Origin of the sequence: Brevibacillus ruminantium, assembly GCF_023746555.1 — a bacterium.
GTDB classification, from domain to species: Bacteria; Bacillota; Bacilli; order Brevibacillales; family Brevibacillaceae; genus Brevibacillus; species Brevibacillus ruminantium.
The window spans coordinates 3760273-3783210 of the sequence record NZ_CP098755.1 but is presented as its reverse complement, the minus strand read 5'-3'; the positions used below and the strand labels follow the sequence as shown (position 1 = coordinate 3783210).

Here is a 22938-nt window from a genome sequence, read left to right as displayed (position 1 = left end):
TTGGAAAGACGGTATTATACATCCCCGCTGGGAAAGCTGGAAATTGCCGGTGATCGGAAAAGTATTGCCTCGATTCGCTTTGTCGGGGAGGGAACCGGGCGGCATGAGGTAGAAGCCCCGGATACCGAAGCACTGCATGTAGAAACACAGAAGATAGAAGCACCGAATTCTGAGACACTGAAGGTTGATTCCCCTGATGCAGACCTCCCTGTGACCGATAGTGTGGCCACAGATGCGCTCCAACTCTGCCTGCAGCAGTTGGCCGAATACTTTGAAGGCAAGCGGATGAGCTTTGAGCTTCCGCTTCGCCATACGGGAACTGAATTTCAACAAGAGGTGTGGCAACAGGTACAGGCTATCCCGTACGGACAGACAGCTTCCTATCAGGATATTGCAGCTGCTGTCAACCGGGAGAAAGCCGTCCGGGCAGTGGGAACGGCGAACGGCAAAAACGCATGGGCAATCGTCGTTCCTTGCCACCGGGTGATTGGCAGGGATGGAGAGCTTCGCGGGTATGCGTGGGAACTGTGGAGAAAGGAATGGCTGCTGGCCCATGAACAAAAATATCGGCAGCCTCAGAACGTTACCCTTTCTCTTCCTGGATAAGAAAAAATGGACGCTAGCATCAAACCGCTCATGACTGTTTTCTCCCTCCATCGGTGACAAGAGTGTTGATAGTAAGTAGTGACATCCAATTAATGGGAATTCGGGAGTTTTTCAATCCCTGTAAAAAGGGATGTTCTTCAAAGGAAAATGGCGCGAGAAAGAAGTCTCCTTCTCTGCGCCATTTTTTTGTCTGCTACTGCCGATAAACTTCAACACGTCCGTCCAAAAAACGCTTGGTTTCCGCCACGACTACACCAGAGAGACCAATCAAGCCGATCAGGTTGGGGATCGCCATCATGCCGTTCATGATATCAGAGAGCGTCCAGACCAGATCCAGCTTGAGTGTCGCACCGATTGCCACCATGATCACCCAGACAGTCCGGTAGTACCGGGCGGAGCCAGTTCCGAACAGGTAGGCAAAGCATTTTTCGCCGTAGTAGGCCCAGCCCAAAATGGTAGAGTAGGCAAAGAGGATGATCGCGACAGCAAGCACATAGCTGCCGGCATGCCCGAAGACGTTCTGAAATGCGTAGGTAGTCGCTTCCACACCGGACATCCCCGTCGACCAAGCTCCCGTGGTAACAAGCGAAAGTCCGGTGATCGTACAGACGATAATGGTATCAATAAAGGTCCCTGTCATGGAAACAAGCGCCTGTTTGGCAGGCTCATCCGTTTTGGCTGCAGCCGCGGCAATCGGGGCGCTGCCCAGACCAGCTTCATTGGAGAAGACACCGCGAGCGACCCCTTTTTGAATCGCCATGGCTACGGTCGCCCCGAGGAATCCGCCTGCTGCGGAGGTTCCGTTGAACGCGCCTGTAATGATCTGAGCCAGGGCCTGCGGTACCTGATCGATATGCACCGCAACAATAATCAGCCCGGCCACGATGTAAAAGAGAGCCATGAACGGCACCATCACCCCTGTCACCTGTCCAATCTTTTTCACGCCGCCCAAAATGACAAAGGCCGTAAATGCAGCCAAAATGATGCCTGTTACCCACGGAGGGATGGAAAAGTTCAGTTGCACGGCTTCCGCTACAGAGTGGGATTGCACCATGTTGCCGATTCCAAACGAGGCCATCGTGCCAAACAGGGCAAACAGGACAGCGAGCCATTTTTGTTTCAGCCCCAGCTCCAGATAGTACATGGGTCCCCCGGAAAAGCTGCCATCCTCCTGGCGGATACGGTATTTAACGGCCAAAATCGCTTCTGCGTACTTGGTTGCCATACCGAAGAGGGCTGTAATCCACATCCAGAAGAGAGCACCTGGTCCCCCGACGGCGACGGCCGTTGCCACCCCCGCAATATTCCCCATTCCGATCGTCGCCGCCAGCGCAGTCATCAGTGCTTGAAAATGGTTGATGTCACCCGCTGCCGAATGCTCCTGCTTTTTGCCAAAAGCGAGACGCAGCGCATACCACAGCTTGCGAAACTGCAGTCCGCGCAGGCGGATGGTCAGCATCACGCCCGTACCGACAAGCAGAATCAGGGTAGGAAGTCCCCAGACAACATCATTAACCGTGTCCAACAGTTTCATCAGCCAGTCCATTCTCTCGTTCCCCCTCGTCGTTCTGTAAAAAAGAAAAACACTTCATCGAGGATGAAATGTTCTCTGGAGATCGTCATGGGAAATGAAGCATATGGGACATTGAGCAAACAAAGACTGATGATTTGAATTTGTTGATCAACAAATAAACTGCAGTCTCTGCATGTGAAAATTCGTCCACTCTGTCCTTTTACCTGAGAGATTATTCGCCGCCGCGAATTTGCTCCTTCGGTGCCCGTTCCTCTTTTGGATAAAAGAGGGAGTCTCTCCAGAGGCTCGTCCCCATGCAGTTTTACTTGTTTCCAAGACCTGAGAGTTTCGGGATTTTCGCCCCTTGCCCCGTCGGTAGACAACTGTCTTCTCCTGAATGGTTCATCCGAACGTTATCTAATTTATAAATCAATTATAGGGACGATCCTCAACTTGTCAATGCTGAAATATCTCCCGCGGAAAACGTGCTGCTCTTTATGGTCTATTCGACAATCGGACGCAATACGTTATATCAATGATGAACATGTTGCCCGCAAGTGTCGTGCCAAAAGGAGACAACCTGTGTGAGCCCAGTCTGAACGATACCGCGTCGGGCTGTAAGGAGGGAGATTACATGCTGCACATCGTCGCCTGTATCAAACAGGTGCCGGACACGAAAATCATCAAGATGAACCCGAGAACAAATACAATGGATCGCTCTAGTGCTCCCGCGATTTTGAACCCCTATGATGCCCATGCGGTGGAGGAAGCGGTCCGTATCAAGAAAAGGTATGGAGGAACGGTATCCGTCCTGACGATGGGGCCGCCGCCTGCAGTCAAAGCGATCCGCAAATGCATCGAAATCGGAGCGGACGAAGGGTATATGATCACGGATCGCGCGTTTGCTGGAGCCGATACGCTCGCCACCAGCTACGCCCTGACGAAAGCACTGGAGAAAATCGGGAAAGACAATCCGATTGATCTGGTGATTTGCGGAAAGATGACGATTGACGGGGACACGGGTCAGGTCGGGCCGGGTATCGCCAGACGTCTGGATATTCCTCCGTTGACCAGTGTAAAGAAAGTGGTCGAGGTGAACAAAGAGCAGGGCTATGCCGTCGTTCACCGCAAATTGGAAGACGGTTACGAAGTGATTCAGTCCAGCTTGCCGTGCCTGTTTTCGGTGGAAAAGGAAATCAACGAAGTGCCTTACTCCCCTCTGCCCAATATGATTCGCGCGGCCCGCTATCAGCCTGTCATCTGGTCTGTCGCCGATTTGGAGGACGTCGACCGCACGTTGCTCGGTCTCAAGGGCTCGCCGACGATTGTCGCCAAGGTGTGGCCTCCGGAAAAACCAAAGGGCGGCGAGCTTCTGCAGGGTTCGGCTGGGGAACAGGTCAGCCGTCTGATGGACATCTTGCTGCAGAGACAGGAGCTTTTTGCAGGGAAGGAGGCACGGACATGAGTTTGGATGCGTACAAAGGAGTATGGGTTTTTTTGGAGCACCGGGATGGACAAATTGTGCCTGTCTCCCTTGAGCTTTTGGGCGCTGGCCGTAAGCTTGCGGATAAACGGGGAGTGCCGCTGGCAGGCATTCTCATTGGCGAGCAGGTCAGCGGCTTGTGTGAGACAGCGTTTCACTTTGGAGCGGATCAGGTCTATCTCTACGACGATCCGATCTTTTGCGATTACCGTACGGAATCCTACATGAGAGCTGTCATTCATTGTGTAGAAAAGCACAAGCCGGAAATCATCCTGTACGGGGCAACCTCGACAGGAAAGGATCTGGCCAGTGCGGTGGCAACGGATCTGGAAACGGGATTGACCGCAGACACCACGATGCTTGACGTTGATCAGGAGACAGGACTTTTGGAAGCCAGCCGCCCGGCATTCGGGGGGAACATCATGGCGACGATTCTCTGCAAAAAGCATCGGCCGCAGATGGCAACGGTCCGACCAAAAGTGATGAAAGCGCTTCCCCCGGTCCCATCCCGATCAGGTGAGATCATAAAAGAAACCCTGCCTTTGCAGGAGATAGACATTCGGACCAAGGTGCTGAAAATCGTCAGGGAAGCCCAAACCAAAGTGCGGCTGGACGAAGCAGATATCATCGTCGCCGGCGGCAAAGGTCTCGGCAGCAAAGAGGGCTTCCAGCTTCTGCACCGCTTTGCCGAAGTGATCGGCGCCACAGTCGGTGCCAGTCGCGATGCCGTGGAAGCCGGGTGGATTGATCATGCGCACCAGGTAGGACAGACTGGGGTAACTGTCACGCCAAAATTGTATTTCGCGATTGGCATTTCAGGTGCCATCCAGCATCTCGTCGGCATGCAAAACTCCGGCCTGATCATTGCGATCAACAAAGACCCGCAGGCACCTATTTTCCAATCCTGCCACTATGGGATTGTCGGAGATGCTTTTGAAATCGTCCCGATGCTGATCGAGGCATTTCAGACGGCAGCGGGCAAGGAGGTACAGTATGGCGGAAAAGTTTGATGTGATCGTCGTCGGCGCCGGACCCGCCGGCACGTCTTGCGCGTACACGCTGGCAAAAGCAGGTGTAAATGTCCTGTTGCTGGAGCGGGGCGAGTATCCCGGCTCCAAGAATGTCATGGGCGGGGTGCTCTATCGCAAAATGATGGAGGACATTATCCCCGGCTTTTACAAAGAGGCCCCTGTAGAGCGCCCCATTGTCGAGCAGCGATTTATGATGCTGGATGGGCAATCGGCTGTCACGATGAGCTACAAGGGCCTGGAATGGGGAGAAGAACCCTATAACAATTTCACCGTGCTGCGGGCCAAGTTCGACCAGTGGTTTGCCGACAAAGCGGTTCAGCAGGGAGCCCTCCTCATCAACGAAACGGTCGTTACGGAATGTTTGGTAGAAAACGGGAAGGTGGTCGGAGTCCGCACGGATCGTCCCGATGGCGATCTATTCGCCGACGTGGTGGTTCTCGCAGATGGGGTAAACTCTCTTTTGGCAAAATCTCTGGGCTTTCACAAAGAGTTTCGCCCCGATGAAGTCGCACTGGCCGTGATGGAAGTTCTGAAGCTGGACCGGAAGATTATCGAGGATCGGTTCAGTCTCGAGGGGGATCAGGGCTGCACCTTTGAAATTTTCGGCGATGCAACCAAAGGGATTCTCGGTACGGCATGGCTCTACACCAACAAGGACAGCTTGAATATCGGGGTAGGGGCCATGCTGTCCGGACTGATCAAGAACAAGATCAGGCCGCATCAACTGCTCGATTACGTGAAAAATCATCCGATTATCCGTCCCTATATTCAGGGAACCGAGCAGCAGGAATACCTGGCCCATCTGATTCCTGAGGGCGGGTACCGCTCTATGCCAAAAGTGGTCGGGGACGGCGTGATCGTCGTAGGAGACGCCGCCCAGCTGGTCAACGCCATCCACCGAGAAGGCTCCAATATGGCGATGGCCTCAGGAGTGCTGGCTGCAGAAGCGATTCTGGAAGCGAGGGAAGCGGAGGATTTCTCGGCAGCCAAGCTGGATACCTACCGGAAAAAGCTGTTGGACGGTTTTGTCGGCCAGGATTTGAAAAAATACAAGGATGCCACGCATCATTTTGAAAAATACCCGCATTATTTTGAAAAGTACATTCCCCTGATGAACCGGGCAGCCAGCCAGATGTTTACAGTAGATGGCAGCTCCAAGTGGGAGAAACAGCAAAAAATCTGGAAAGAATTGGGCTCAGCCAAAGACAAATGGAGAATGGCCCGCGATCTGATGCAGGCATGGAGGGTGATGAAGTGATGAAGGAGTTGCCCAAAGATCTGCCCAAAGGTCAGTCTATTGAAGAAAAGCAGTACCTGGTCCGCTTCAAGGCGGATACACAGTCTCACCTGCACGTATTGGATGCCGATGTCTGCGCGACAAAATGTCCCGACAAGCTGTGTACGATTTTTTGCCCGGCCGAAGTGTATAAGTGGGAAGAGGTGCGTATGCATGTGGGATACGAGGGATGTCACGAATGCGGAAGCTGCCGGATCGGTTGTCCGTACGAAAACATCAAATGGGAGTACCCGAAAGGTGGACACGGGATCATCTTCAGACTGGGGTAATGGGCGATGGGGCATGTATAGTGTCGGGGAGACGGTGATTTACGTGCGAGACGGGGCAAAAGGCATCATTTTGGAAGTGAAGGATGAAAGATATCTGGTGATGTGGGAAGATACCTTTGTCAGTTGGGAAACGGCAGAACAGTTGCAAAAAGCCTAAAGCGTGGGAATAAAAATCAGGACCGGTGCCAAATAGGTGCCCCCTTTTCTTGTTTGAGCAGAAAAGGGGGTATTTTTAATTTGAATTGGAAAAGTTTAGGGTAATTTAAAATAAATGCTGACCTATTCCGAGAAATAGGATAACCTAAAAGGGAAATAGGACACAAGCGGATAAAGAGACAAAACCCTTGTAATATAGCGAAAATTCGCGTTTTCCCCAATTTCGGGAACGTTGGCACGGTATTTGCTAATACAAAATAACATAGCAAGTCCATACTTCATACATCAAAGGAGATTATTTATGAACCTGGTAGCCAACGTATACCGGGGGGAAGCTGTTGAAAGCACGCACCTCGGTCATGTAGCTGTCGTCGATGCAAACGGAAACTTGCTCTATTCCTATGGCGACCCTCTTCGCCAGACCTTTGCTCGTTCCAGCATGAAGCCGCTTCAGGCTATTCCCGTCATCGAGACAGGAACCGCAGACCATTATGGTCTGGAGCCGGCAGACCTTTCACTCTGCTGTGCTTCTCATAGCGGCGAGCCGCGCCACCGTTCCAGAGCCATGAAGATGCTCGACTGTGCCGGACAGCCGGAGGAAGTGCTGCAGTGCGGAACCCATGTTCCTCGCGATGAGGAAAGCTACAAAGAACTGATTCGGGCTGGCAAACCATTGACGCCCATCTACAGCAACTGCTCCGGCAAACACTCGGGCATGATTGCCACGGCTGTACATATGGGGGAGGAAGTAGCGACCTACCATTTGCCGGAACACCCTGTACAGCAGCGCATTCTGGATGTCGTCAGTGATCTGACTTCCTATCCAAAAGAAGAGATCGCGCTGGGGACAGACGGTTGCGGAGTTCCGGTGCATCGGCTTCCACTCGCCCATTACGCCTGGGCGTATGCAAAAATGGCCAAACCCGAAGTCATTTCCAACCATGAGCGCCGTCAGGCAGTCATCCGCATCACAGACGCCATGATTGCCCATCCCGAGATGGTTGGCGGCAACAACCGGTACTGCACCGATTTGATGACAGCCTTTGCCGGGCGCATCTTTGGCAAAGCGGGTGCGGAATCGGTCTACTGTTTGGGCGATCGCCAGACAGGCATTGGTGTGGCTGTCAAAATCGAAGACGGCGGACCGCGTGCCATCTACGCGGCTGTCAATGAGGTGCTTCGTCAACTGGGAATCGGGACAGATGGACCGCTGGAAAAACTGGCCGAATACACCAACCCGCCCGTGAAAAATATGAGTGGTCATGTCGTGGGAAGAATCGAAACCACATTTACGCTCCAGTCAGCAAACACTTCTCTTGGCGTGTAAAGGCTCGTTACATTGTGACAAGCCATTTACCCATACAAAACGGTCATGACCGTTTTCCCCTCTGATCGGGGGACAAAAGTGTTGACCGCAAGCAGTCACATCCTATTTTATGGAAAACGCCAAGGCGTTTTTCACAGAAAAAAGGGGGAAATTTCAATGAATTTGCGCAAAGGATGGAAGGTGCTCAGCACATCCGCGCTGCTGCTCACACTGGCAGTAACAGGATGCAGCCAATCTTCTGCACCGGCACAGCCAGGACAGCAGCAGCAAACAGGTGACACAGGAGGACAGGCGGATGTAGCAGCCAAGCTTCGTTTGAATTTGAAGACAGAGCCGCCTTCGCTTGATCCGCCAAAAGGGTTTGACAGTACTTCCAATGAAGTGTTGAATGCGACAATGGAGGGTCTCGCGCGGTTGGACGAAAATCACAAACCACAGCCGGCGATGGCGGAAAAATGGGACGTTAGTGAAGACGGCAAAACGTATACGTTCCACCTGCGTGACAGCAAATGGTCCAACGGCGACCCTGTGACCGCCCACGACTTTGAATATGCATTCAAGCGGATTGTCGATCCGAAAAATGCCTTCCCGTCTGCTTTTCTGGCCTATTATATCGATGGTGCCGAGAAATTCAACAAAGGCGAGGGAAGCGCTGACGATGTACAGGTAAAAGCACTCGATGACAAAACACTGGAAGTGAAGCTGACCTCTCCAGCCGGCTTTTTCCTGCACATCCTGACACAGGCGACGTTCTTCCCGGTCAACAAAAAGGTCGTGGAAGAAAACCCGAATTTTGCAGCCGAGGCTTCCACTCTGGTCAGCAACGGGCCATTCAAAATGAGCGAATGGGTGCATGATCAATCGGTTAAAGTGGAGAAAAATGATGGCTACTGGGATAAGGATTCCGTCAAATACGCGGGTATTGATTGGGTGATGGTAAACGATGAAAACACCCAATACCAGATGTATAAAACGGGTCAGCTGGATATGATCCAGACCGTTCCCAATGACATGAAAAAGCAACTGATTGATGCGGGCGAAGCAAAAGTAGAGCCGGAGGCATCGATCTATTACTACCGAATGAACGTGAAGATGGAGCCGTTCCAAAACGCAAACATCCGCAAGGCATTTGCGCTGGCTATTGACCGTCAGGCCTTGATTGACAACGTGGCACAAGGAAACCAGCTTCCGGCACTCGCACATATCCCGGTTGGCTTCCCGGAACCAGACGGCCGAGATTTCCGTGAAGTTGGCGGTGATTTCATCAAGGACAACGATATCGAACAAGCAAAAGCCCTGCTGAAGAAGGGGATGGAGGAAGAGGGATATACCACGCTTCCGCCAGTCACACTCACCTACAACACCAGCGATGCTCACAAACAGATTGCTCAGGTGCTGCAAGAAATGTACAAGAAGAATCTTGGTGTAGATGTCAAACTGGAAAACAAGGAATGGAAAGTTTTCCTAGCTGAACAACGCGCACGTCAATTGCAAATTTCCCGCTCTACCATCCCTGCGGATTATGGCGATCCGCTCAACTACCTGGAGCTGTTCGTAACCGACCACCCAGGAAACCGCATCAATTACAGCAACAAGGAGTATGACGCTCTCGTTGAAAAAATTCGCAATACCGCGGATGAAAAAGAACGCTTCCAGTTGATGCACGATGCAGAAAAAATGTTTATGGATGAAATGCCGCTCGTACCGATTTACTTTAACACCAAGGTGTTTATGGACCAGCCAAACGTAAAAGGCATTTTGCGTCACCCGGTTGGCACCCTTGATTACAAATGGGCAGAAGTTCAGAAAAAATAGGAAAATAGCGAAAGACAAGGGTTTCTACGGATGCCCTTGTCTTTACGCACTCACTCGTGGAAGAATAGCAGGTTTGCTTGTGGAAACTCAAACGGAGGCTTCGCCTGTAGGCATGGCGGTGCTGCGTTTTTGAATACATCATGGAGCGGGTTCGTATGGAAAAAAAGACAGTAACCTTCGTTGCAAAGATGGATGAATTTTTACAATCGGTGGTCAGTCAGTGCAATGAACTGGGGATCTCGCAAGATTTTCATATTGAGGGGCGGCGACTGGATCAGTTGCCGTACAGGCCGATTGCGGAAAATTCGCTCGTGGTTCTCTCTACAGACCGGATCTGCGACCAGGTAGAGCCGTATTTGCCGCTCGGTTCCCAGGCGATTATCGCCAAGCGGATGCTGCCGTATCACAGTCTTCGGGAGATGCTGGAGATTCCGCCCGGGGTCAAGGTCTTGCTCGTCAGTGACACAGCCGAAACGGCGTCCGATACGATTCGCCTGCTGGTCGAATCCGGAATGGATTTCGAACTCCACCCGTATTACCCGGGAGCCGAATTGCCGCCTGATATTGATATTGCCGTCACGCCCGGAGAATCCGAGCATGTTCCTCCCAGCATACGCAAGGTGGTTGATATCGGCTTTCGCGTCATCGATCTGTCCACCTGGCTGGAGATTTACGCCCACTTTGACAACGCCAATTTCCATAAAGTAACAGCCCGTGCGATGCAGTCCCTTATCTATATCACAAAGGAATTGAACAATGAAATCATTCACGCTCGTCTGCTGCAAATGTATCTGGAGGGCATCGTCAATGGAATCGAGGATGCAGTCATTGCGCTGGATGAGCAAGAGGTCATTCGGTTTATCAATCAGAAAGCGGTAGATACGCTTCATCTCCCCGGGCCGAGGGTGCAGGGAGAGAAAGCAGCCCTTTGTCTACCGGATGATTTTATGGAAACCGTGCGTGACTGCGGCGAAAATGAGGAGCTGTTGGTGGACTGGGCTGGCCGCACCTATTTTTTTCGTAAAATGCATATTGTCATGGAAGGCCGTTTTCTCGGAAGTCTGCTTTTGTTTCGGAAGGCCGCCGAAATTGAAAAAATGGAGCATGACTACCGATTGCGTTTGTACAGCAAGGGCCTGGTCGCCAAATACAGCTTCGATGACATTCATGGCAGAAGTCTCTCTTTTCAAAAGGTCGTCCAGATTGCGAAAAAGATGGCTCGCAGCAACTCCACGATCCTGCTACTCGGAGAAACAGGAACGGGGAAGGAACTATTGGCACAGGCGATTCACAATGCCTCGCCGCGCAAGCGTGAGCCGTTTGTCGGAGTGAACTTTGCCGCCATCTCCGAATCGCTTCTGGAGAGCGAGCTGTTCGGGTATGAAGAAGGGGCCTTTACCGGAGCGCGAAAAGGAGGCCATATCGGCTGGTTTGAATTGGCCCACAAAGGAACAATTTTTCTGGATGAAATCGGAGATGCGAGTGGCGCCATTCAGAACAGGCTGCTTCGTGTCCTGCAAGAGCGACAGATCATGCGCGTTGGAGGGAACAAGGTGATCCCCGTCGACATCCGGGTCATTGCCGCCACCAATCAGGATTTGCAGCAAATGATCAAAGAGGGAAGATTTCGCGCGGATCTGTACTACCGGCTCAACATATTGCCGATCCATTTGCCGCCGCTTCGCAAGCGTGGAGAAGATATCCCCTGGCTGGTGGAGGCGTTTGTTCGGCATTACTGTCTCGATTTGCGCCGCCCTCCCTTCACGCTTTCCAGAGAAGCATTGAAAGCGATGCAGGAATACCATTGGCCGGGAAATATCCGCGAATTGGAGAATGTGGTCGAGTATTTGGCCCATGTGGTCGAGGATGAAGTGTATGCGCATCATCTGCCTTTTTTGCAGACGTACAACACCGAGCTCTCCCTGGACACGGCGATGCTCCAAGACCAGGAGCTCGCTGCCTATCAGGAATACGAGAAAAGAGGCTTTTTGCCGGAAATGATGGCAATCCTCCAGGAACTCTCAGAGACGGGCGGCGGAAGATATGCGCTTCAGGAGCAGATGCGGGAGCATGGCTATGAACTGACTACGCAGCAGCTTCGTTACCGACTCAAGCTGCTGCAGCAGGATGAACTGATCTTCGTCGGCAAAGGGCGTCAAGGCAGTACCATTTCTCCCAAGGGAGAGGCGTTTTTGGCTTTTTATAAGCACGCTATGGCCAAGGAGGGAATGAAATGAGCAGAGACTGGAAAGAGAAAGCGTTCGCTCGGCAGGAAGAGTATCTGAACAAGCTCGTGCCGCTGCTCGCGATCAACAGTATCGAGGATCTGACGACCGCAGCGGAGGGGAAACCGTTTGGTGAGGGAGTCGCCCAAGCGCTTGAGTATTTTCTGAAGCTGGGAGAGGCGGACGGTTTTCGGACAAAAAATCTGGACGGGTACGCGGGCTATGTGGAGTACGGCGAGGGTGAGGAAGAGGTCGGAGTCCTGGTTCACGTCGATGTCGTAACTGTGGGAGAGGGCTGGACGACGCCTCCATTTGAGCCGAGCATTCGCGACGGGAAAATCTATGCGCGGGGGGCGATTGACGACAAGGGGCCGGCGCTTGCTGCCTATTATGCGCTCAAGCTGGTAAAGGAGTCGGGTCTGCCCCTCTCCAAACGGATTCGGTTTATTATCGGCACCGATGAAGAGAGCGGCTGGCTGTGCATGAAGCATTATGCGGAAGTGGAAAAGCTGCCGGAAATCGGTTTTTCTCCAGACGCATCCTTCCCCATGATTCATGCTGAAAAGGGGCAGATTAATCCGACGCTGGCAGTAGCTCCATACCAATCGCAAGCAGACAGCACCGCCTGGGTCCTTCACTCGTTTGCATCCGGTGATCAGGGAAACAGCGTTCCGGAAAAAGTGAAAGCGATCGTTTCGATGCCACTTGCTGCAGAAGCAAGGTCGACGATTCAAGAAATTCGCGAAAGCTGGCAGGCTCATCTCGCTCGCCACGGGGTCACAGGAGAAATCCAGCAGCAATCCGATGGAACTCTCTGTTTTGAAGCGAAAGGGAAACCAGCGCATGGGATGGAGCCGCATCTGGGCAAAAATGCCGGAACCATCGCCGCCCATTTTCTCCACCAGTTTTCCTTCCAGGGATCCGATCAAGCATTTCTCGGCTTCCTTTCAGAGGTCTTGCATGAGGATCATTGGGGAGAAAAGCTGGGACTGGCTGTTGAGGACGAGGTGACGGGCCGATTGACGGTAAATGCCGGCATTTTCTCCTATGACCGCGCAGAGGGCGGATCGATCCGGCTGAATATTCGCTATCCCGCGACCATTGAGCCGGAGGAGTATGTAGAAAAGCTGAAAAAGCGGGCAGACGAATTGAATCTGGGCATCTCCAGCCTGCGGACATCCCGCGCTCACTATGTGCCAAAGGATCACCCTGTCGTGCAAACGCTGTCCCGTGTCTATTCCAAACATACGGGAGAGGAAGCCGTACTGCTCTCATCCGGGGGTGCAACCTACGCAAAATCACTGAAAGCAGGCGTCGCTTTTGGCCCTCTTTTTCCCGGGAAGAAATCAATGGCCCATCTCACAGATGAGTATGCCGAGATTGATGATTTGCTCCGGGCAATTGCTATCTATGCAGAGGCCATGTACGAACTTGCGAAATAACATCATGGAGGTTGAGCCATGTCCAATTACCTCATAAAACGCGTTCTGATGATGCTGCTGACGCTTTGGATCATCGTAACGCTGACATTTTCCCTGATGCATGCGATTCCGGGCGATCCGTTTGCCTCGGAATCGGATCAGCTGCCTGAGCAGATCCTGGCCAATCTGCGTGCCAAATACAATCTGGACGAGCCTCTGCCGATTCAATACGTGCTTTATCTGAAAAACTTGATCACGCTCGACCTCGGACCCTCGATCAAATCAGATACCCGCGGGGTCAATGACATGATCGCTGACGGTTTTTCAGCTTCGGCAACGCTGGGATTGCAGGCGATTGTCATCGCGCTTTTCTTTGGTATCCTGTTCGGGATTATTGCCGCGCTGAACCGCAACAAATGGCTTGACTATCTGGCAATGGCCCTGGCCGTTCTCGGGGTGGCGATCCCCAGCTTTATCATGGCGCCGCTCTTGATCAACCTGTTTGCGATCAAACTGCCGCTGTTCCCGGTTGCGACATGGGGCACCTGGATGCATACCGTGCTTCCGTCCCTTGCGCTCGCATTTGGTCCGCTGGCGATTATCACCCGCTATATGCGCGCCAGCATGATTGAAGTGATGAATCAGAACTACATCCGCACGGCAGAGGCAAAAGGTGTTCCCACCGTTTCCCTTGTGGTCAGACATGGCATACGCAATGCGATTTTGCCCGTCGTCACATTCTTGGGGCCGCTGATTGCATCCTTGATCACCGGTACATTTGTGGTGGAAAAGATCTTTGCGGTGCCGGGCATTGGGAAGTACTTCGTTGATGGAATCTTTAATCGCGATTATCCGGTCATTTTAGGAACCACTATTTTTTACAGTTCCATTCTGATCGTCACTATTTTCCTGATTGATATCGCCTACACCCTGATTGACCCGAGAATCAAGCTGACGAACAAGGAGGGATAAGCAGTGGCGATGGAACAGCAAATCGATCATCTCTTCCGGCCGTTGCAAAAAAACGCGGAAGCGCGTGATCTTTCGACGCGGCCCAGTCTGACCAATGCACAACTGGTCTTGCGAAAGCTGATCAAAAACAAGCTGGCGATGCTCGGCTTCGCCATTATCGTAGGTCTGATCCTGATGGCCATCATCGGCCCCCATCTGGTGCCGTACAGCGCCTCTGACCAAAGCCTGCTCACCAAAAATAAACCGCTGTCTGCCGAGCATTGGTTCGGTACAGATGAATTGGGGCGTGACATGTTTGCCCGTACGTGGGCAGGTGCCCGCATCTCGCTGACGATCGGCGTGGTTGCTGCATTGATCGACCTGGTCGTAGGCGTGACAGTAGGGGGTATCTCCGGTTACATGGCTGGCAGAGGAAAGCGCGGTGATCGGATTGACACGATCATCATGCGTATCATCGAAGTGCTCTACGGACTGCCTTATCTGCTCGTGGTGATTTTGCTGATGGTCGTGATGGAGCCGGGGATGCTGACGATTATCATTGCCCTCTCGGCAACCGGGTGGACAGGCATGGCGCGACTGGTGCGAGGGCAGATTCTCCAGTTGAAGAACCAGGAATTTATTCTCGCATCGCAAGTGCTCGGGGCCAAATTTTCCCGGATTCTGCTCAAACATCTGATACCGAATACCATTGGCGTCATTATCGTCAACCTTACCTTTACCATTCCATCGGCGATTTTTGCCGAATCCTTCCTCAGCTTTCTGGGATTAGGGGTCCAAGCTCCTGACGCGAGCTGGGGAACGATGACCAATGACGCGCTGGGGGTTATTTTGACGGGGGACTGGTGGCGTCTCTTCTTCCCGGGACTGATGATTTCCTTGACGATGTTTGCTTTTAACGTATTTGGAGACGGCTTGCAGGATGCACTCGATCCGCGCCTGCGCGAATAGGACTGGAAGGAGGAACCGCAATGGAAAAACATCTGCTCAAGATAGACAACCTGAAAGTAAACTTTAAGACGTACGGCGGTGAGGTACAAGCTGTGCGCGGCGTATCCTTCCATGTGGACAAAGGGGAGACAGTGGCGATCGTCGGCGAGAGCGGCTGCGGAAAAAGCGTAACCGCTCAGGCGATCATGGGCTTGATCCCCAATCCTCCGGGCCGGATCGTGGACGGCAAGATTCTCTTTGAAGAGAAAGAGATCACCCATCTGAGCAAAAAGGAGTGGAGGCAAATCCGCGGGTCCAAGATCGGCATGGTATTTCAGGACCCGATGACCGCTTTGAATCCGACGATGAAGGTGGGAACCCAGATCGTTGAAGGATTCGTCCGCAACCAGCAGGTATCGCGGGAGGAAGCCGAGAAGCGGGCGATTGAAATGCTGCGCCTCGTCGGAATTCCCGACCCGGAAAAACGCGTGAATCAGTATCCGCACCAATTCAGCGGCGGGATGCGTCAGCGCGTAGTAATTGCGATTGCGCTGGCGTGTCAGCCGCAATTGGTGATTGCCGACGAGCCGACGACAGCGCTCGACGTAACCATTCAGGCGCAAATTCTTGATCTTTTGAAACGGCTGCAGGAAGAGCAGGAGCTCTCCGTCGTGATTATCACGCATGATCTGGGTGTCGTAGCGGAAATTGCGCATCGCATGGTCGTCATGTACGCCGGAATCGTCGTCGAAACTGGCACCGTTGAGGATGTCTTTGCTTCCCCTCGCCACCCGTATACCTGGGGGCTGATGCGTTCGCTGCCCCGGATTGACGGCGAAGAAAAACAGCGGCTGGTGCCGATTGACGGAACGCCGCCAGATCTGTTTGATCCGCCAAAAGGCTGCCCGTTTGCCGCACGCTGTGACTATGCCATGGAAATCTGCAATCAGCAAATGCCGGCAAACACCAGCTTCGAGGAGGGGCATCATGCTGCATGCTGGCTGCATGATCCGCGTGCTCCGCGCATCGAGGACTTGGTAGCGGCAGGGAGGCAAGGGAAATGAAAGAGGCATTGATCGAAGTCGATAACCTGAAAAAGCATTTTCATATCGGGAACGATGTGATTTTAAAAGCGGTTGACGGTGTGAGTTTTGCCATTCAAAAGGGAGAAACGCTGGGACTTGTCGGCGAAAGCGGGTGCGGGAAATCAACATTGGGTCGGACCGTCATTCGCCTGTATGAGAATACGGATGGGGAAGTGCGATACAAAGGGAAAAATGTTCACCGGTTGAAGGGTAAAGAGTCCGCTCAGTTTCACCGTGACGTCCAGATGATTTTCCAGGACCCGCAAGCGAGTCTGAATCCGCGGTTGACGGTGGAGGACATCATCGCAGAAGGCTTGGATATTCACGGACTCAGCAGGGGAAGCCGCAAAGAGCGGGTTGCCGAGCTTTTGGACCTGGTCGGCCTGAGAAAAGAGCACGCACAGCGTTTTCCTCATGAATTCAGCGGAGGCCAGCGCCAGCGGATTGGCATCGCCCGCGCCCTCGCGGTAGAGCCGGAATTCATCATCGCGGACGAGCCGATCTCCGCTCTGGACGTCTCCATTCAGGCCCAGGTAGTCAATCTGCTGGAGGACTTGCAGGCAGAGCGTGGGCTTACCTATTTGTTTATTGCCCACGACCTGTCGATGGTGAAGCATATCTCCACCCGGATCGGGGTGATGTACCTGGGCAAGCTGGTAGAATTGGCGCCCAGCAGTGAGCTTTATCGTCACCCGCTCCACCCGTATACACAGGCCTTGCTCTCATCCGTACCAGTGCCGGACCCGACGGTACAGCGTGAACGGATCATCCTTCAGGGAGACCTGCCGAGCCCTGCCAACAGACCAAGCGGCTGCGGCTTTCGTACACGCTGCCCGAAGGCTTCGGAGCGTTGCGCTCTGGAAGAACCCGTCTGGAAAGAGGCAGAGGCAGGCCACTGGGTAGCCTGCCACCTTTACGATTGATAGAGATAGAAACAAGTAAGGACTATGGAGAGAAATAAGAGGGTGCCGCCCGCCCACAAAGACAGAGACGTGCAGATTTTGAGCAGCGTCTCTGTTTTTTTTGCCAGCACAGGGTCCTTCTCCTGAAACCAGTCGCTTTCCATGACGCGCGGCCGTTTGAACAACATGGATTTCAATTGCTTGAAGCCCTTTAGAAAAACGGTGAAAAAACCGGATCGAAGAACCAGGGCAATACTGCCGATCAGGGTGAGGAACAGCCCGATTAAAAAGCTTTGATTGATCAGGAGGAGAAGCGTAGAAGGGGAGAAGAGAAACCGGGCGGCGATGGCCAGCAGAAGAACCGTCGTCAGTAGATATCCGAGTCGTTTGCCCATGGTGTGTTGCACATCCTTTGTTCCAAGTCATCGATAAGAAAATCATAACACGTCCACCATCCAGATGTGCTTACGAAAACAAAGCTTTCTCAAAAATACGGCTTCGTTCCACAAAAATCCCCTGCCGATAAACTGTGGCAGGGGATAATTACGTCACCGTATGGAGGGGCTTTCTTGAACGACGGGAGGTCTAGCGTTTCTAAAACGGCTGCCAGCGCAATTTTCTGGCCTGCTGATACCGTTCCTCTACATAGGGCCAGTTGACCAAATTCCACCAGTTTTGCACGTAGGAAGCCCGGTCGTTTTTATAGGAGAGAAAATAGGAGTGCTCCCAGACATCCAGCACCAGAAGGGGGACAACATCCCATTGAGACAAATTTTGATGCTTCTCGGCCTGCAGGATCTCCAGACGCTGCGCGCGAGGTGACCAGACGAGGATGGCCCAGCCCGGTCCTTCTACCTTTTCCGCAGCTTGGGAGAACTGCGCTCGAAACGCTGCCAGTGAACCAAAGTCACGGGTGATTTGTCTGGACAGATCACCAGGTGGCTCCCCGCCGCCATCAGGACTCATCACGTTCCAGAAAATGGTATGCAAGTAGTGGCCCGCGCCGTTAAAAGCCAGCTCTCGCTCCCAGTGACGGACCAGGTCAAAATCATGATTTGCCCGGGCTTCGGCCAGTTTTTTCTCTGCGTGATTCAGATCGTCGACGTATTTTTGGTGCAGCTTGTCATGGTGAATGCGCATCGTTTCCTCGTCGATGTAGGGCATCAGCGCATCGTAGTCGTAGGGAAGCGGTGGCAGTGAATGCTTGCCGATCGGAACGGGCCGGGAAACGGGCACCGGGGTTGGCTGACGAGCAGGCACAGGTGTATTCGTCATCTGTTGGATTTCCTGTGTTTCGTGGTTTCCGTGCTGGATCAGACGCAATAACTGATGGAATTGCTCCTGGACGGCTTCCGCTTTTTTCACGAGTGCAGGGATGGCTGCCTCATCCCGCGATTTTTTGAGAGAATACGCCTTGCGTCCAATCTGGGTAAATTCCTCCTCAAATTTATGCATATGCCTTTCCAGCTCGCGATTGAAGCGATGCTCTCGGCGAAGGTGTTCGATCCATTGGATACCCCATTGGCTCCAGTTTGATAAGTGGCGAGTGTAATCCTGCAATGAAATTCCTCCTTGCCTGCAATTTCCACTACATCTTATGAAAGCAGCCCAAGGGATGTGCGGCATTCGCGGAGTACGTGACGAATCTGCGTTGCATATCGTAGTAGCACATTTACGTTTGATGAAAAATAGTTTCCGTTGATCGCTGGAAAAAGTGGTATGCTGTAACTTATGGAGATTACAACAGGGGAGAAGCAGCGATGAGCAACCATAATCCAATTGCCATCATTGATTCCGGAGTGGGAGGATTAACTGTCGCAAGGGAAGTGATGCGGCAATTGCCGGAAGAATCGATTCTGTATTTCGGGGACAACGCACGCTGTCCGTACGGCTCCAAAACGCCAGAAGAGATACGGACCAACACCTTTCAAATGATTGAGTTTGTTTCCGCATTTCCCATCAAGGCATTGGTGGTGGCCTGCAATACAGCTACAGCCGTCGTATTGGAAGAGGCAAAATCGATTTTGTCTTATCCTGTGATCGGTGTCATCGAGCCGGGAGCGCGGGCAGCGCATGGACAGACAAAAAGCGGGCGGATTGGCGTTATCGGTACGGAGACGACGATACGCTCCGGCGCGTATGAAAACGCGATCAAGCGCATCAATCCGGGCGCATTTGTGTTTGGGCTGGCTTGTCCCGGCTTTGTTCCGCTTGTAGAGAGCAACCAGCTCGGCTCGGACGAAGCCAGGGAAGAGGTGCGGCGTACATTGGCGCCTTTGCTATCCTACCGTCTGGATACGTTAATTTTGGGATGTACCCATTATCCTCTGCTCGCACCGCTCATTCAGGAAACGCTTGGACCTACGATCACGCTGATCAGCTCGGCAGAGGAAACTGCGCGAGAATTAGCGGCATTGAGCAAAAAACAGGCAGGCCGGAAATTCCCTTCAGCTCCTGAGCATCTGTTCTTTACCAGCGGAGATGCCGTCACTTTTCAACGCATTGCCGAGGATTGGCTCCGTTTCCCGGTGAGAGTAGAGCGTCAGTCACTGGAGGTTCTTACCCACTTCAAATAGAAGAACGACAAAAGGTTCTTTTTCCGTCTGGATTTCATGGCGGGAAAGAACCTTTCTTTTCGGACAAACAACGCATAAACCCAAGCCATGCTCGTATACATGTTAGTACAAAGTGTCTGGAGGAGGCTGGATAACATGAAAATGCGAAGCATCGGCAAAATGACGGCAGCGGTCGGAGTGAGCGCCTTGCTGCTGTCAGGGTGCGGATTGTTCGGACCTGAGAAGGAAGCGACCAGTATCGATCCGCCGCCGCAGTCAGAAGTAGCAGTAGAGACACCTGGCGCCCATTCCCCCGCAGACGCAGCAGCCGGAGAGCCGGTAGCGGCAACGCAAGGATCGGCAGAGAGAACCGTCTATCTTCTCGATGCCAATGGATATGTGGTACCTGTATCGTTGACCCTGCCCAAAGAAGAAGGGGTCGCCAAGCAGGTATTAACCTACATGGTTCAGGATGGTCCAGTGCAAAGCATGCTGCCAAGCGGCTTCTCGGCTGTCTTGCCAAAAGGGACCCAGGTAAAAGGGCTGGTGATCAAGGACGGCGTGGCAACAGTCGATTTTTCCAAGGAATTTCGCAAATACGACGACAAACAGGAAAAGAAAATCGTGGATGCCGTGACGCGGGCGCTTACCGAATTCAGCAATGTCAAATCCGTTCAGATTTGGATAAACGGCACGCCGCTCGCAGAAATGCCGGCAAACAACACGCCGCTCTCCCTGCTTGACCGGAACCAAGGGCTGAACCTGGAGCTAGCCGAGGGAGCCGTGCCTGGGAAAACGACGTCGGTAACCATCTATTTTCAGGGACAACTCGATGACAAACGGACTTATTTCGTCCCGGTCACTCGCTTAGTGCCGGAGACAGAAAATGTCGCCAAGGCTACGGTAGAAGAACTGATCAAAGGACCGAAAGAGGGCTCCCAACTGTTTAGTTCGCTCCTGCGAACGACCCGCATTCTCGATGTCAGGCAGGAAAACAGTTTGGTCACTGTCAATCTGAGTGATGATATCTTGAAGTACGATGAAGGCCGTGAAGCCAGTCCGGATGCGCTAGAATCGCTGGTGTTGTCGATCTCCGACAGCACGGGGGCCAAAAATGTGCAACTCCTGGTTGAAGGCAAGCCGCTGACGAGTGGAAATTTTGATTTTACCAAGCCGGTAAGCAGGCCGATTCAGATCAACTCGATGCAGTACTGATAGAGATCATCTACCACGCCCCTGTTTCGGCGTGGCTTTATTTTTTCAGGGAAAGCTTTAATGCACACGACTCCCCCCGAGGGTGGCAACGCCTTTCCCGTCTCTGCTATAATGGGCGGAGTTGATGAAAGCAAACTAGGAGGAACATGGAATGAGACATGATGGCCGTTCCCATGACCAATTGCGTCCGGTCAAGATTACGCGCAACTACATCAAGCACGCAGAAGGGTCTTGCCTGATCGAGGTAGGGGATACCAAAGTAATCTGCACGGCGACATTGGAGGATCGTGTGCCGCCCTTTATGCGTGGCGGCGGCAAGGGATGGATTACAGCCGAGTATGCCATGCTTCCTCGCGCGACCGAAACACGCAACCCGCGGGAATCTTCCAAGGGAAAAGTAGCAGGCAGAACCATGGAAATTCAGCGGCTGATCGGGCGTGCCTTGCGTTCAGTCGTCCATCTGGAAGCGATGGGAGAGCGGACAATCTGGATCGACTGTGACGTAATTCAGGCAGATGGCGGCACCCGAACGGCATCGATTACCGGTGCCTATGTCGCGATGGTGGAAGCGATGGATAAACTGGTGAAAAACGGTACGTGGAAGCAATTGCCGCTGCATGATCTGCTCGCAGCCACCTCGGTGGGTATCATTGAGGGAGAAACGATGCTCGACTTAAATTACAAAGAAGATTCGTCCGCCACGGTAGACATGAATGTCGTCATGACGGGACAGGGGAAATTCGTCGAGCTGCAGGGAACAGGGGAGGAAGCGCCTTTTTCCGTCGACCAACTACAGGAAATGCTGACACTGGCGAAAAAAGGTATCGATCAACTGTTTGTCGCCCAAAAAGAATCCCTGCATGATGTGACGCTCTCCTTTGAAAAAAGCGAGCAGGCAACTGTAACGGAGGAAAAACATGTCTGAACCGAGAAAAGTGGTACTGGCCACGAGAAACAAAGGAAAAGTAAAAGAGTTTAACAAGTTGTTTGCCGAACTGGGCTGGGAAGGGATCAGCCTCGATGACTTTGAAGGGGTCCCGGAGGTTATCGAAGACGGCGACACATTTGAAGCCAATGCACTGAAAAAAGCAAGGGTCATCTCTACATACTTGGGAATGCCGGCAGTCGGTGATGACTCCGGTTTAGAGGTAGATGCTCTGGATGGCCGTCCGGGCGTTTACTCTGCAGGCTTCGCTGGAGAGGACGCAACCGATGAGGCGAACTGGCGCAAACTTTTGGCTGAGCTGTCTGCCGTTCCCGCAGATGAGCGAACGGCAAGATTTCGCTGCGTTCTTGCGCTGGTGGAGCCAGGCCGGGAGCCTGTTATCTCCTCAGGCTACTGCGCAGGCATCATCGTCGACGAACCGGCGGGAACAAACGGTTTTGGATACGATCCAGTCTTTTACCTGCCTGAGCAGAATAAAACCATGGCACAGCTGGCTCCGGAGGAGAAAAACCGGATCAGTCACCGTGCCATGGCGATGCAAAATCTGCTCTCAGCGTTAAAGGAAAAGGAATAGACGGCTCTTCTGAGGAGAGTGAGGAGAAATGGGCATTCTCATCCTGAGTGACACGCACGGACTGGTTGGCGAAGTAAAGGAAGTAGTCGAAAGGCACAAGGCGGAGGCGGTATTTCACTGCGGAGATTACTGTGTTGACCATACCCGGGAGCCGTTTTCACAAATGCTGCTCGTGAAGGGAAACTGCGATTTTTCCTCGGATGTGCCGACGGAGCGGCAGACGGCCTGGAAGGGACTGAACATCCTGCAGACACACGGTCATTTGTACAACGTCAAAAACTCGCTTCTGCGCCTGCATTACCGGGCAGAGGAGACGGGGGCCAACGTCGTGCTGTTTGGTCATTCCCATATGCCAGGATGTGCGGTAGAGCGCGACATTCTCTTCCTGAATCCAGGCAGTCTGCAGCTGCCGCGGGGCTATGATTTACCGACGTATGTCTGCCTCGAGCATTTGGGAGAAAAGGAAGGGAAAATCTCGCTTCAGGTCACCTATTACGACCACCGGGGAGAACCAGCTCCGAAGCTCGGAGGAACTTTTTCCGTGCGGAGTTGACTTCTTGAAAATCGATGAATATATGCTATACTTAAATGGTTATAATGGCTAGAATTGCATCGCTCT

Annotated in this window: 22 protein-coding genes and 1 riboswitch; of the genes, 19 read left to right on the top strand and 3 right to left on the bottom strand. The window is 52.8% G+C overall.

Annotated elements, in window-relative coordinates; all coding sequences use genetic code 11:
* A complete protein-coding gene (locus tag NDK47_RS18815; protein ID WP_251871312.1) occupies positions 1-606 on the top strand; it encodes a methylated-DNA--[protein]-cysteine S-methyltransferase in 606 nt (201 codons plus the stop codon).
* Positions 607-799: 193 nt separating this feature from the next.
* On the opposite strand, the gene NDK47_RS18810 is transcribed toward NDK47_RS18815, so the two are convergent.
* The gene (locus NDK47_RS18810) at positions 800-2152 is read right to left on the bottom strand and encodes an alanine/glycine:cation symporter family protein (RefSeq protein WP_251871311.1); all 1353 of its coding nucleotides are present in this window, start codon (positions 2150-2152) and stop codon (positions 800-802) included.
* Between the two features lie 169 nt (positions 2153-2321).
* A riboswitch (glycine riboswitch) is annotated at positions 2322-2431 on the bottom strand.
* A gap of 322 nt (positions 2432-2753) precedes the next feature.
* On the opposite strand from NDK47_RS18810, the gene NDK47_RS18805 reads away from it, so the two are divergent.
* The 13 genes from NDK47_RS18805 to NDK47_RS18745 all read left to right on the top strand — a co-directional run bounded on the left by NDK47_RS18805 (position 2754) and on the right by NDK47_RS18745 (position 17050).
* Positions 2754-3584: an electron transfer flavoprotein subunit beta/FixA family protein gene (locus tag NDK47_RS18805; RefSeq protein ID WP_251871310.1), complete on the top strand. Its 831-nt coding sequence runs from the start codon at positions 2754-2756 to the stop codon at positions 3582-3584.
* Positions 3581-4612, top strand: a complete 1032-nt coding sequence (locus tag NDK47_RS18800; RefSeq protein ID WP_251871309.1) for an electron transfer flavoprotein subunit alpha/FixB family protein — start codon at positions 3581-3583, stop codon at positions 4610-4612. The genes NDK47_RS18805 and NDK47_RS18800 overlap by 4 nt, the downstream gene beginning before the upstream one ends.
* Positions 4596-5891: an FAD-dependent oxidoreductase gene (locus tag NDK47_RS18795; protein ID WP_251871308.1), complete on the top strand. Its 1296-nt coding sequence runs from the start codon at positions 4596-4598 to the stop codon at positions 5889-5891. The genes NDK47_RS18800 and NDK47_RS18795 overlap by 17 nt, the downstream gene beginning before the upstream one ends.
* Positions 5873-6199 (top strand): ferredoxin family protein, encoded by a 327-nt coding sequence (locus NDK47_RS18790; protein WP_251871307.1) that lies wholly within the window; start codon positions 5873-5875, stop codon positions 6197-6199. Before NDK47_RS18795 ends, NDK47_RS18790 begins: the two co-directional genes overlap by 19 nt.
* A 13-nt stretch (positions 6200-6212) precedes the next feature.
* Positions 6213-6356 (top strand): hypothetical protein, encoded by a 144-nt coding sequence (locus NDK47_RS18785; RefSeq protein ID WP_251871306.1) that lies wholly within the window; start codon positions 6213-6215, stop codon positions 6354-6356.
* A gap of 300 nt (positions 6357-6656) precedes the next feature.
* A complete protein-coding gene (locus NDK47_RS18780) occupies positions 6657-7682 on the top strand; it encodes an asparaginase (protein ID WP_251871305.1) in 1026 nt (341 codons plus the stop codon).
* Between the two features lie 156 nt (positions 7683-7838).
* Positions 7839-9497: a peptide ABC transporter substrate-binding protein gene (locus NDK47_RS18775; RefSeq protein WP_251871304.1), complete on the top strand. Its 1659-nt coding sequence runs from the start codon at positions 7839-7841 to the stop codon at positions 9495-9497.
* 155 nt (positions 9498-9652) lie between these two features.
* The gene (locus NDK47_RS18770) at positions 9653-11734 is read left to right on the top strand and encodes a sigma 54-interacting transcriptional regulator (protein ID WP_251871303.1); all 2082 of its coding nucleotides are present in this window, start codon (positions 9653-9655) and stop codon (positions 11732-11734) included.
* A complete protein-coding gene (pepV, locus tag NDK47_RS18765; RefSeq protein WP_251871302.1) occupies positions 11731-13164 on the top strand; it encodes a dipeptidase PepV in 1434 nt (477 codons plus the stop codon). The genes NDK47_RS18770 and pepV overlap by 4 nt, the downstream gene beginning before the upstream one ends.
* 18 nt (positions 13165-13182) lie before the next feature.
* Positions 13183-14115, top strand: coding sequence for an ABC transporter permease (locus NDK47_RS18760; RefSeq protein ID WP_251871301.1), 933 nt, complete (start codon positions 13183-13185; stop codon positions 14113-14115).
* Positions 14116-14124: 9 nt separating this feature from the next.
* On the top strand, positions 14125-15063 hold the full coding sequence (locus tag NDK47_RS18755; protein WP_407653453.1) for an ABC transporter permease: 939 nt from the start codon (positions 14125-14127) through the stop codon (positions 15061-15063).
* A 20-nt stretch (positions 15064-15083) separates the two neighbouring features.
* On the top strand, positions 15084-16106 hold the full coding sequence (locus NDK47_RS18750; protein WP_251871299.1) for an ABC transporter ATP-binding protein: 1023 nt from the start codon (positions 15084-15086) through the stop codon (positions 16104-16106).
* Positions 16103-17050 carry an ABC transporter ATP-binding protein gene (locus tag NDK47_RS18745; RefSeq protein WP_251871298.1) on the top strand — a complete coding sequence of 316 codons (948 nt, stop codon included), beginning with the start codon at positions 16103-16105 and terminating at the stop codon, positions 17048-17050. Before NDK47_RS18750 ends, NDK47_RS18745 begins: the two co-directional genes overlap by 4 nt.
* Here the strand turns inward: NDK47_RS18745 and NDK47_RS18740 are convergent.
* Positions 17041-17424: a DUF3899 domain-containing protein gene (locus NDK47_RS18740; protein WP_251871297.1), complete on the bottom strand. Its 384-nt coding sequence runs from the start codon at positions 17422-17424 to the stop codon at positions 17041-17043. The two genes, NDK47_RS18745 and NDK47_RS18740, sit on opposite strands and share 10 nt — an antisense overlap.
* A 199-nt stretch (positions 17425-17623) precedes the next feature.
* Positions 17624-18589, bottom strand: a complete 966-nt coding sequence (locus tag NDK47_RS18735; RefSeq protein WP_251871296.1) for a superoxide dismutase — start codon at positions 18587-18589, stop codon at positions 17624-17626.
* Between the two features lie 200 nt (positions 18590-18789).
* Here NDK47_RS18735 and racE point away from each other — a divergent pair, with 200 nt between their 5' ends.
* The 5 genes from racE (at position 18790) to NDK47_RS18710 (ending at position 22872) form a co-directional block, all read left to right on the top strand.
* A complete protein-coding gene (racE, locus tag NDK47_RS18730; RefSeq protein ID WP_251871295.1) occupies positions 18790-19605 on the top strand; it encodes a glutamate racemase in 816 nt (271 codons plus the stop codon).
* A gap of 135 nt (positions 19606-19740) precedes the next feature.
* A complete protein-coding gene (locus NDK47_RS18725) occupies positions 19741-20799 on the top strand; it encodes a GerMN domain-containing protein (RefSeq protein WP_251871294.1) in 1059 nt (352 codons plus the stop codon).
* A gap of 151 nt (positions 20800-20950) precedes the next feature.
* Positions 20951-21724, top strand: coding sequence for a ribonuclease PH (rph, locus tag NDK47_RS18720; protein ID WP_251871293.1), 774 nt, complete (start codon positions 20951-20953; stop codon positions 21722-21724).
* Positions 21717-22319, top strand: coding sequence for an XTP/dITP diphosphatase (locus NDK47_RS18715; RefSeq protein WP_251871292.1), 603 nt, complete (start codon positions 21717-21719; stop codon positions 22317-22319). The genes rph and NDK47_RS18715 overlap by 8 nt, the downstream gene beginning before the upstream one ends.
* A gap of 28 nt (positions 22320-22347) precedes the next feature.
* Positions 22348-22872 (top strand): metallophosphoesterase family protein, encoded by a 525-nt coding sequence (locus NDK47_RS18710; protein WP_251871291.1) that lies wholly within the window; start codon positions 22348-22350, stop codon positions 22870-22872.
* The last annotated feature ends 66 nt before the right edge of the window (positions 22873-22938 follow it).

What these genes read in the sequence shown, in the direction of transcription:
- NDK47_RS18810 (WP_251871311.1), bottom strand. Translation starts at nt 2,152, where the DNA reads ATGGACTGGCTGATGAAACTGTTGGACACGGTTAATGATGTTGTCTGG.
- NDK47_RS18805 (WP_251871310.1), top strand. Translation starts at nt 2,754, where the DNA reads ATGCTGCACATCGTCGCCTGTATCAAACAGGTGCCGGACACGAAAATC.
- NDK47_RS18800 (WP_251871309.1), top strand. Translation starts at nt 3,581, where the DNA reads ATGAGTTTGGATGCGTACAAAGGAGTATGGGTTTTTTTGGAGCACCGG.
- NDK47_RS18795 (WP_251871308.1), top strand. Translation starts at nt 4,596, where the DNA reads ATGGCGGAAAAGTTTGATGTGATCGTCGTCGGCGCCGGACCCGCCGGC.
- NDK47_RS18790 (WP_251871307.1), top strand. Translation starts at nt 5,873, where the DNA reads ATGGAGGGTGATGAAGTGATGAAGGAGTTGCCCAAAGATCTGCCCAAA.
- NDK47_RS18785 (WP_251871306.1), top strand. Translation starts at nt 6,213, where the DNA reads ATGTATAGTGTCGGGGAGACGGTGATTTACGTGCGAGACGGGGCAAAA.
- NDK47_RS18780 (WP_251871305.1), top strand. Translation starts at nt 6,657, where the DNA reads ATGAACCTGGTAGCCAACGTATACCGGGGGGAAGCTGTTGAAAGCACG.
- NDK47_RS18775 (WP_251871304.1), top strand. Translation starts at nt 7,839, where the DNA reads ATGAATTTGCGCAAAGGATGGAAGGTGCTCAGCACATCCGCGCTGCTG.
- NDK47_RS18770 (WP_251871303.1), top strand. Translation starts at nt 9,653, where the DNA reads ATGGAAAAAAAGACAGTAACCTTCGTTGCAAAGATGGATGAATTTTTA.
- pepV (WP_251871302.1), top strand. Translation starts at nt 11,731, where the DNA reads ATGAGCAGAGACTGGAAAGAGAAAGCGTTCGCTCGGCAGGAAGAGTAT.
- NDK47_RS18760 (WP_251871301.1), top strand. Translation starts at nt 13,183, where the DNA reads ATGTCCAATTACCTCATAAAACGCGTTCTGATGATGCTGCTGACGCTT.
- NDK47_RS18755 (WP_407653453.1), top strand. Translation starts at nt 14,125, where the DNA reads ATGGAACAGCAAATCGATCATCTCTTCCGGCCGTTGCAAAAAAACGCG.
- NDK47_RS18750 (WP_251871299.1), top strand. Translation starts at nt 15,084, where the DNA reads ATGGAAAAACATCTGCTCAAGATAGACAACCTGAAAGTAAACTTTAAG.
- NDK47_RS18745 (WP_251871298.1), top strand. Translation starts at nt 16,103, where the DNA reads ATGAAAGAGGCATTGATCGAAGTCGATAACCTGAAAAAGCATTTTCAT.
- NDK47_RS18740 (WP_251871297.1), bottom strand. Translation starts at nt 17,424, where the DNA reads ATGGGCAAACGACTCGGATATCTACTGACGACGGTTCTTCTGCTGGCC.
- racE (WP_251871295.1), top strand. Translation starts at nt 18,790, where the DNA reads ATGAGCAACCATAATCCAATTGCCATCATTGATTCCGGAGTGGGAGGA.
- NDK47_RS18725 (WP_251871294.1), top strand. Translation starts at nt 19,741, where the DNA reads ATGAAAATGCGAAGCATCGGCAAAATGACGGCAGCGGTCGGAGTGAGC.
- rph (WP_251871293.1), top strand. Translation starts at nt 20,951, where the DNA reads ATGAGACATGATGGCCGTTCCCATGACCAATTGCGTCCGGTCAAGATT.
- NDK47_RS18715 (WP_251871292.1), top strand. Translation starts at nt 21,717, where the DNA reads ATGTCTGAACCGAGAAAAGTGGTACTGGCCACGAGAAACAAAGGAAAA.
- NDK47_RS18710 (WP_251871291.1), top strand. Translation starts at nt 22,348, where the DNA reads ATGGGCATTCTCATCCTGAGTGACACGCACGGACTGGTTGGCGAAGTA.